5 protein-coding genes are annotated in these 7,337 nt (G+C 52.3%); 3 read left to right on the forward strand and 2 right to left on the reverse strand.

The features are described 5' to 3' along the window. The 3 genes from ERD80_RS04080 to ERD80_RS04090 all read left to right on the forward strand — a co-directional run. The coding region (locus ERD80_RS04080) for an Ig-like domain-containing protein (protein WP_248295821.1) at positions 1–754 on the forward strand (754 nt) is incomplete at its 5' end. A gap of 193 nt (positions 755–947) precedes the next feature. Further along, a complete protein-coding gene (locus ERD80_RS04085) occupies positions 948–3,293 on the forward strand; it encodes an Ig-like domain-containing protein (protein ID WP_136545846.1) in 2,346 nt (781 codons plus the stop codon). Between the two features lie 195 nt (positions 3,294–3,488). Then, positions 3,489–5,831: an Ig-like domain-containing protein gene (locus ERD80_RS04090; RefSeq protein WP_136545848.1), complete on the forward strand. Its 2,343-nt coding sequence runs from the start codon at positions 3,489–3,491 to the stop codon at positions 5,829–5,831. A 112-nt stretch (positions 5,832–5,943) separates the two neighbouring features. Here ERD80_RS04090 and exbD read toward each other — a convergent pair whose 3' ends face one another. Both exbD and exbB read right to left on the reverse strand, forming a co-directional pair. Next, on the reverse strand, positions 5,944–6,366 hold the full coding sequence (exbD, locus tag ERD80_RS04095) for a TonB system transport protein ExbD (protein ID WP_021509588.1): 423 nt from the start codon (positions 6,364–6,366) through the stop codon (positions 5,944–5,946). A gap of 5 nt (positions 6,367–6,371) precedes the next feature. Next, positions 6,372–7,100 (reverse strand): tol-pal system-associated acyl-CoA thioesterase, encoded by a 729-nt coding sequence (gene exbB / locus ERD80_RS04100; protein WP_031280126.1) that lies wholly within the window; start codon positions 7,098–7,100, stop codon positions 6,372–6,374. Positions 7,101–7,337: the final 237 nt, after the last annotated feature.

Consider the following 7,337-nt stretch of genomic DNA (forward strand, 5'->3'; position numbering starts at 1 on the left):
TGCGCAGGGCAACTGGCAATTCGCCGGCTTTGAACTGACCTATTTTGGCGAATGGGGTTTCCGCTCACGCGGCGTGGCCGATGGCAAAGCCAGCGCGTGGAGCGATAAGTTCGAGCTGCTGGTGATCCCCGGCGCGCCGCTGGAACCGACCATCGACTACGCCTGGGACAACGCGGGCCCGCTGCAGGGGCCGGTTTATCAGCACGACTTAACCGATGACACCACGCCAACGCTGCACGGCAGCGGCACGCCGGGCCAGGTGATTGAGATCGAATATGGCGTGCAGGGTGAAGGCTTGCGCCACGCCGGCAGCGTGCTGGTCGATGCCGACGGCAAGTGGAGCTTCACCTCGCCGTATCTGCATCAGCCTGGCGTGTGGGAATATCAGGCGCGCGCCTCGACCGGCGAGATGAAGAGCAACTGGAGCAGCAAATTCGTGCTCGACGTCAGCCCTGACGCCGCGTTCGATCAGCAGGCGCAGGATGAAGCCCAGCCGGACGCGCTGACGCTGCACCAACTGCTGAGCGAAGGTGGCAAAGGGCTGTTCATTGAGGATGACAGCACCCAGCTGCTGGTGAACGGCAAGCCGGGCGACAGCGTGCAGCTGCAGGATATTCTGCCAGCAGGCGAAGCGGTTGATGGCTGGACGCAGCAGACCGGCACCCTGACCATTGCCGGCACGCAATACCACGTCTGGAACCACGGCGACGCCGAACTGCTGGTGCAGGACGGCGTGCAATTGCAACTGGTATAACTCCCCGATGCCGTGCGCGTAGCACGGCATCACCCCGCTCTCTTTCCCCGGCTTTTAACCCGCTCGGACTTTTCTCCCTTCGGGACAGGTCTCATACAGCGTTTTACGTCATCTATTACAAAATGCGCCCTTTATAACCAGGCGCAGCGGGCTTTGCTGCAATAGACCCAACGTAAAACACAGGAAAAATTCCATGGATCTGTTTGATTTTAAAGAGGTGAAGTACCTCGAGCGCGACACCAACAACCCAACGTTTTTCGGTAAAATCGATTCAGAAGTGGGCAAAGGCGGCCAGGTAATGATTACGCTTGGCGACAGGAATTTCTTTGTCGACATCAACCCGCAGGACGGCAGCTGGAAGTGGACGCCACCGGAAGCGCTGACCGACGGTGAATACAGCCTCTCCTTTATGACCATCGACACCGCCGGTAACCTCAGTACGCCGACGCAGCGCACGCTGATCGTCGACACCACGCCGCCGGTCGCACCAACCCTGCTTAACCTGTATGACGATCAGGGCTCCATCACCGGCAGCTTCGATGCGGGCAAAATGACCGACGACCGCCGCCCGACCCTGACCGGCATCGCCGAAAAAGGCACCGTGGTGTACCTGAAAGAAGGCAACACCGTTATCGGCAGCGCCAAAGCCGACGAAAAAACCGGCCTGTGGACGCTGGAGCCGACGGTGGATCTGGCGGATGGCCGTCATAACCTGACGCTGGTGGCGGCGGAAACCTTCGCCGGTAAGGTACGCGAGAGCGAAAAGTCTGATGCGTTCAGCATAACTATTGGCAAGGATGAATTGCCACCCACGAATCCAGGTGAATCGGTTGAAATCACTCATGCACTGGATAACGTCGGCAGCGTGACCGGTTCATTGAAAAGTGGTGGTCTGACTGACGACACCATGCCGGAATTGCATGGTACCGCTGCGGAAGGCAGTACGGTCCGCATCCAGTATCGAAATGACCGCGGTGAGTGGGTTGACGGTGGCAACGCAGTGATGGACGGCACCCATTGGGTCTGGACGCCAAACCCGGCGCTGGATGCCGGAAGTTGGGAATTTCGCGCTAACGCTGGTAGCGGCTGGAGTGATGAATTCATCCTGGAAATTGATCTCTCCGCATCAGCGCAGGCAGAGATTACTCATGCCTGGGACGATTATGGTTTATATACCGGTATGCTTGGCAACGGGGCTATCACTGATGACCCGACGTTAAATCTGTATGGCCGCGCCGAATCGAACAGCGTCGTTTACATCCATAATCGTAATACGCTCGGCACCTGGGAATTGTTGGGTAGCGTAATTGCAGATGAAGATGGCCGCTGGCAATACGACGCGCCACGTCTGACATCCGGCAAATATGAATTTCAGGCGGGAGCCTCTGCTACGCGGGATACGAATGGCAAACCGTTTGAACTGACCATTGCGGCATCAGGCAGCATTGTTCCGGCAATTCATTCAGCATGGGACGATTCCGGTCATTATCATGGCGTGATTAAAAGTGGCGGTTTCACCGATGATACAACACCGACTCTGTCAGGAAAGGCTGAAGCAAACAGTATCGTTATTATTGAATTTACGAATAATAATGTTACACATACTGCGTCGGTTCAGGCAGATTACAAAGGGAACTGGTCTTATACGCCGGGGCAGCTTGAAATTGGAACCTGGACGTTTTCAGCTGAAACGCAGGGAGCGAGTGAAAAAAGCAAGGGTTTCGTTATCAATATTGAAAACAGAGAATATTCTCATTCAGAATGTAACTTCAATTATCTCCCTGAAAACTTGAATGAATTCCTTCCACCTAAAGTTTCATCTTATGGTAAGAATTTCAATTATAACTACTCATATGAATTTGATAATGGTTTTTTCCTTAAAGCCATATCAGGCAGTAGTTGCATATCTAGCATTAACACTTTCCATAACGGAAGCAATAATCTATTCATGAACAATGGAGCTAGAATTGAAATAAATATTCCTGACTCAAAAACGATTGATTTCGATGTTGCTTATGGAAAAAATGGATATTTTACCATTTATTTCTATGGCCCAGAGGGCCGACTTATAAACCATCAAAACGTAAACGTCCCTAATAATGGACCATATCATAAACAGTTTTCCTTTGAAGGTGAGGTAATCAGTAGTTTTTTAATTGAGGTACACGATGACCTGGGCTTGTATTTTGACAATTTTGTGTGGAACAAGGAAAATATGTCATTGAATAATCTCGAGTACAACTTCCCCTCAATTTATGATTCTAATAGTGAAGACATTCACAAAGACTTTTCGATAGAAGATATTTTATCCAAAGGCCAAAAGGATCTCTTCATCGATGACGGCAAAACCCAACTAATGGTCAACGGTAACCAGGGCGATACCGTACGTCTGGAAGATATCCTGCCTGAGGGCAGCGAGCAGGAAGGCTGGACCGAGCAGGCCGGCACCGTGACCATCGCCGGCAGCCAGTACCACGTGTTCAGCCACGGCGATGCGGAACTGCTGGTGCAGGACGGCGTGAAAATCGAGCTGGTGTAATCCCCCGATGCCGTGTGCGCAGCACGGCATCATCTTCTCCTTTTCCTCTGTTTTTAATCCGTTCGGATTTTTCTCCCTTCGGGACGTATCTCATACGGCGTGTTACATCATCTATTACAAAATGCGCTCTCTGTAACAAGGCGCAGCGGCCCTCGCTGCGGTGGACCCGACGTAAAAAACACAGGAATAATCTCCATGGAACTGTTCAATTATGAAGAGGTGAAATACCTCGAGCGCGACACCAACACCCCCACGTTTTTTGGCTATGCAAATTCAGAAATCGGTAAGGGCGGCACCATGCTGATTACCGTCGGCAAAGAGACCTTTTCGGTAGATATCGACCCTGCCAATGGCTACTGGAGCTGGACACCTGCAACGCCGCTGGAGGATGGTTACTACAACATGTCTTTCCAGTCGGTTGATAAGGCCGGCAACGTCAGTACGCCCAGTCTGCGTACGCTGATTGTTGATACCACGCCGCCAGTAGCGCCGACGCTGCTGAACATGTACGACGATCAGGGTGACATCACCGGCAGCTTCGATTCTGGCAAGATGACCGACGACCGCCGCCCCACCCTGACCGGTATCGCGGAAAAAGGCGTGATTGTTTACCTGAAGGAAGGTGATACGGTTATCGGCAGCGCCAAAGCGGATGAAAATACCGGGATGTGGAAGATCGAGCCAGAAATTGACCTCACCGACGGCCAGCATGATTTAACGCTGGTGGCGAGTGAAACCTTTGCCGGTAAGGTGCGCGAGGGTGAGGTTTCGGATGTTTTTAGTATCATCATCGGAAAAGATGGCTCAACCCCGCCCGATCCCGGCGCCATTCTGGAAATCACTCACGCAATAGATAATGTCGGCAATGCAACTGGCGAATTGAAAAGCGGCGGACTGACTGATGACACCATGCCGGAGCTGCATGGCACCGCAGCGGGAGGCAGTACGGTGCGCATCCAGTACCGAAATGCGCGGGGCGAGTGGGTTGACGGCGGCAACGCAGTGATGGACGGTACCCACTGGGTCTGGACGCCAAACCCGGCGCTGGGTGCCGGAAGTTGGGAATTCCGCGCTAACGCTGGCAGCGGCTGGAGTGATGAATTTACCCTGGATATTAATCTTTCTGCGTCCACGAAGACAGAAATTACTCATGCCTGGGACGATTTTGGTTTATATACTGGCATGCTCGGTAACGGCGCCATTACCGATGACCAAATGTTAGATCTGCATGGCCGCGCCGAGTCGAACAGCATCGTTTATATCCATAACCGTAATACACTTGGCACCTGGCAGTTACTGGGCAGCGTCATCGCAGGTGCCGACGGCCGCTGGCAATACGACGCGCCACGTCTGACATCCGGCAAATATGAATTTCAGGCGGGAGCCTCTGCTACGCGGGATACGAATGGCAAACTATTTGAACTGACCATTGCGGCATCAGGCAGCATCGTTCCGGCAATTCATTCAGCATGGGACGATGCCGGTCTTTATCATGGCGTGATTAAAAATGGCGGTTTCACCGACGACACCACACCTACCCTGTCAGGAAAGGCTGAAGCAAACAGCATCGTTATTATTGAGTTTACGGATAACACTGTTACGCATACTGCATCGGTTCAGGCAGATTACAAAGGGAACTGGTCTTATACGCCAGGCCAGCTTGAAATTGGAAAGTGGACATTTTCCTCAAAGACTCAGGGGAGTACCGAAAAAAGCGCTGGTTATGTTATCCATGTTGAAACAAAAGAATATGTTATGTCAGGGTGTAACTTTGACTACATTCCGGCCCATTTAAATGAATTTCTTCCTAAAACCTTCGAAGCTATTGGGAAAAATTTTAGCATGTATGAAACCTATGTATTTGACAATGGTTTCTCTTTTCGCTCGAATTATGGATATGCCTACTTATCCAATTACAACTACTTTGACGGAAGCCATAACCTTTATATCGCTTATGGTGCAGATATTAGGTTCACAATACCCGATTCAAAAAAATTTGAACTAGATTTTGCTCATGGGCATGGTGGCTATTTCTCTATCTCATTTTATGATAAAGATGGCCGACTCATCAGCCAGGAAAAAATAACCGCACCTCGAGATGGAGTACACCATAAAGAATTTTACTTTGAAGATAAAATAATAAGTTATTTTGACATCAAGGTTATGAATGTGAACGGCCTTTTCTTTGATAACTTCGCATGGAATAAACAAATCAACTCAATAACAGATATTGAAGACAATGCATCTTCAGTATTTGATTTTAACAGCGAAAACATTCTCAAAGATTTCTCCATGGAAGATGTCCTATCCAAAGGCCAAAAGGATCATTTCATTGACGACGGCAAAACCCAGTTAATGGTCAACGGCAACCAGGGCGATACCGTACGTCTCGAAGATATCCTGCCTGAAGGCAGCGAGCAGAAGGGCTGGACGCAGCAAACCGGCACCGTGACCATCGCTGGCAACCAGTACCATGTGTTCAGCCACGGCGACGCGGAACTGCTGGTGCAGGACGGCGTAACGGTGAATCTGGTTTAACCGCAGTTTGCCACCGCATAATGACATGGCGGCCTGCTCGGGCCGCCATAATAAAAAAGGTCGTCATGAATGACGACCCTACAGATATGGTGCTGGTATTACGCCGGTGAAACTATTTCTTCACCGTCTCCATGCCCATCAAACCAATCTTCAGATAACCCGCTTCACGCAGCTGATCCATCACCGACATCAGCGTTTCATAATCGACCGATTTGTCCGCCTGGAAGAAGATGGTGGTCTCTTTGTTGCCTTCGGTTTGCGCGGTGAGCGCATTCACCAGCGTCTCTTTGGTCACCGCATCGTTACCGATGTAAATCTGTTTATCCGCTTTGATCGACAGATAAACCGGCTTCTCCGGACGCGGCTGTGGCGCGCTGGTGGAAGCAGGCAGATTGACGCGCACATCCACCGTGGCGAGCGGCGCGGCGACCATGAAGATGATCAGCAGCACCAGCATGACGTCGATAAACGGCGTCACGTTGATTTCGTGCATTTCGCCATCGCCGACCGCATCATCGTTTAAACGCATCGCCATAATACTTATCCTACGCGCAGTTTCTGGGCCGCCGCCGGACGGTTAACTTCTTTTGCGGTATCGACGTTGCCGAGGTCCAGATCGCGGCTCTGCAGCAGCAGCACCTGCGCCGCCACGTCGCCCAGCGAGGCTTTGTAGCTGGCAATCATGCGGGCGAAGACGTTATAGATCACCACTGCCGGGATTGCCGCCACCAGGCCAATCGCCGTCGCCAGCAGCGCTTCCGCGATGCCCGGAGCAACCACCGCGAGGTTGGTGGTCTGGGTTTTCGCGATACCAATAAAGCTGTTCATGATGCCCCACACGGTGCCGAACAGACCGATAAACGGGGCGACGGAACCAATGGTGGCGAGGAAACCATTGCCGCGACCGGCGTGGCGGCTGAAGCCTGCGACGCGGCGTTCGAGGCGGAAGCTGGTGCGCTCTTTGATGCCGTCGAGGTCTTCGCTGCCGGCGGAGAGTTCCAGTTCGTTACGCGTGTCGGCGAGCAGCACGGCGCTGTGGCTGTTGGCTTTGAAGTTTTCGGCAGCGCGATACGCGTCATTCAGTGAGCGCGCTTCGCCCAGCGCCAGCTGTTCACGCTTCAGGCGACGTTTCGCCCCGCTCAGCTCCGCGTATTTGCCAAAGAAAATCGCCCAGGTAACGACCGAGGCCAGCAACAGGCCGATCATCACAATTTTTACCACGATATCGGCATGCTGATACATGCCCCAAACGGAGAGGTCCGTTTGCATCAAGTCACTGGCTACCACGCTGCGTCTCCGACTTCTGTTGCACCGTTCACGATTGAAGCGCGGATCATAGCAAAAAAACCGACCGAAGTGATAGTGGTTCTCATTACTATTTACAAAGCTGTAACCCGCTGAATTGATACGGCGCAATGTTTAGCGCGATAAATCGCGCCGCTACGGTTGGGTGCGGTCTGTGGGATGGAGCAGCAGGCACGGTTGCGCGATGAATCGCGCCGCTAC

This window comes from Pantoea sp. R102 (assembly GCF_004916815.1).
Taxonomy (GTDB): domain Bacteria; phylum Pseudomonadota; class Gammaproteobacteria; order Enterobacterales; family Enterobacteriaceae; genus Pantoea; species Pantoea dispersa.

Excerpts from the sequence above, each read along its gene's own strand:
- ERD80_RS04085 (WP_136545846.1), top strand. The coding sequence starts at position 948 with ATGGATCTGTTTGATTTTAAAGAGGTGAAGTACCTCGAGCGCGACACC.
- ERD80_RS04090 (WP_136545848.1), top strand. The coding sequence starts at position 3,489 with ATGGAACTGTTCAATTATGAAGAGGTGAAATACCTCGAGCGCGACACC.
- exbD (WP_021509588.1), bottom strand. The coding sequence starts at position 6,366 with ATGGCGATGCGTTTAAACGATGATGCGGTCGGCGATGGCGAAATGCAC.
- exbB (WP_031280126.1), bottom strand. The coding sequence starts at position 7,100 with ATGCAAACGGACCTCTCCGTTTGGGGCATGTATCAGCATGCCGATATC.